This is a genomic window from Moorena sp. SIO3I6, from assembly GCF_010672095.1.
This window is the reverse complement of sequence record NZ_JAAHHU010000915.1, coordinates 1-1963: the sequence shown is the minus strand read 5'-3', so window position 1 is coordinate 1963 and position 1963 is coordinate 1. Positions and strand designations below refer to the sequence as shown.

The window sequence follows — 1963 nt, the reverse complement described above, 5'->3', positions numbered from 1 at the left end:
GCTTCCTTCAACAACAGCCGTTCCTTGCACTTCTTCTTGGGTGCATGGCCTGTAATCGGCATCTGGTTTACTGCACTGGGCATCAGCACCATGGCATTTAACCTGAATGGCTTCAACTTCAACCAGAGCATCATTGACTCACAAGGTCACGTGATCAACACCTGGGCTGATGTACTTAACCGGGCTAACCTAGGTTTCGAGGTAATGCACGAGCGTAACGCTCACAACTTCCCTCTAGACCTAGCTGCGGCTGAAGCTACTCCTGTAGCTTTGACTGCTCCAGTAATCAACGGTTAATTTCAACTTGGCATAATACGCTGAGTTAAAGAAAAGCGCTCTCCAGACGGGGAGCGCTTTTTTGTTTAATTATTGCAATCTAGGGGGAAATGATATTACCTAGTCTTTGGTATCTTTTCCCCTAGGCTTTACCCATTAACAGAGGGGTCTCTCTATTAACAAGATGGATCGATGGGAAAGGTGGTGTTATTGCCTCCCCATTGATGAAGGTGTGTGCAATAAACATCCTCAGGTACGATCCCTCCAGGATTTGGATTTTGCTCGCACCAAGCTTGAGCGTCACCAGATGGATAGGTAGTGTTCGTGCCTATATACTTGTGTAAGTGGACACAGAATGTGGCTTGGACCAGATCGAAATCACTGGGTTGGCAATTCAGGGGATATGTTGTATTCGCTCCTGTAAATTGGTGCAGATGGGAACAGAAACGATTCATGCTCACCTCTGCCGAAGCACTAGAGACAGAAATGGTCAATGTGCATACCAAGAGCAGAGCGCTTAAAACGATGGCTTTCAGGCCGTTGATTGCCCAATTTTTTAAGATATTCATCTTCGGTTTCGTGTCCTTTTATTTACTAACATTGAGAGTGTCTTGATCCACCAGAGGGTGTTTACTCTTGAGTTGCGATCACTATTTAAAGATCCTCTGAAAATCTGTCTTCAAAAGAGCTTTCATGATCATTAACTCCAAAAATGGATAGCTAACTAGCATGTGTCACCCATCGCAGCCTGTTAAAAAAAACTGCTGTCGGGTGTCATGTAACCCTTATTTAGGCTTACAAATTTAAATCTACTACAGATTTTTAGGTAGTCAAGATTTTTCTCCCGAAAACGAAAATTCCTTATGGTCCTAGAACTTTGTATCAGACTTTACTAATTGACAAACAGTTTAAAACATGCATTGGTCAGTGACCATGGCATTGACCCTTTTTGTGTCTATCCTTGGCTAGGCTTGGGTTCAACAGGAAATCTCAACAGGGCGAAAGGGAGAAGTTTGTATAGCGTTTATAAATAGGTCATGAACAATCTTACTGATTTTTAAGAAGACCAAAAAATCCTCCAAACTCTTTCCTACTGCTCCGAAGTCCGAAGTCCGAAGTCCCAATTCCTAACAATCCTATGTTCACAACTCAAATATAAACGCTATATCAGAGTTTACAGATTGACAAAGAATTCAAAACATGTATTGGTCAGGGGTGATGGGATAGACCCTTTGGGGTGAGGGGTGTGGGGTCTGAGATTTGAATAAAATAAGCATTCAGCTGTCAGCCTTTGGCTCACGGCTGACAGCTGAACGCGCACGCGTGCGCGTAGCGCATATGCTTACGTTGCTTTTCAGAAAACTTAATATAAAATTGTCGATAACTTTATAAAAAATTTAAATTTGTCTGTGGTAACTGGGTTTACTATCAACAGAAAAATACTATCAAGGGCGATAGCATCGATATATAGCACTTCTGATCACAAGTTAGGTGCCCTTGACCTTGGCGAATTAAATTCGCCACGGGTCGCACCTGAGGTACACACAACTTTTTCCCTACTCCCTACTCCCTACTCCCTACTCCCTACTCCCTACTCCCTACTCCCTACTCCCTACTCCCTACTCCCTACTCCCTACTCCCTACTCCCTGTTCCCTTTCCTCAAGGACCAATGACTAATGACAACTG

2 protein-coding genes and 1 pseudogene are annotated in these 1963 nt (G+C 43.5%); 2 read left to right on the top strand and 1 reads right to left on the bottom strand.

The genetic code is table 11. The annotated features are described in order from the left end of the window. Window positions 1-297: pseudogene (locus F6K49_RS44385) on the top strand (photosystem II q(b) protein); the annotation flags it as partial. A gap of 155 nt (window positions 298-452) precedes the next feature. Here the strand turns inward: F6K49_RS44385 and F6K49_RS44380 are convergent. Beyond that, window positions 453-845, bottom strand: a complete 393-nt coding sequence (locus F6K49_RS44380) for a hypothetical protein (RefSeq protein ID WP_293028711.1) — start codon at window positions 843-845, stop codon at window positions 453-455. 840 nt (window positions 846-1685) lie between these two features. On the opposite strand from F6K49_RS44380, the gene F6K49_RS44375 reads away from it, so the two are divergent. Then, the coding region (locus F6K49_RS44375) for a hypothetical protein (RefSeq protein ID WP_293108310.1) at window positions 1686-1963 on the top strand (278 nt) is incomplete at its 3' end.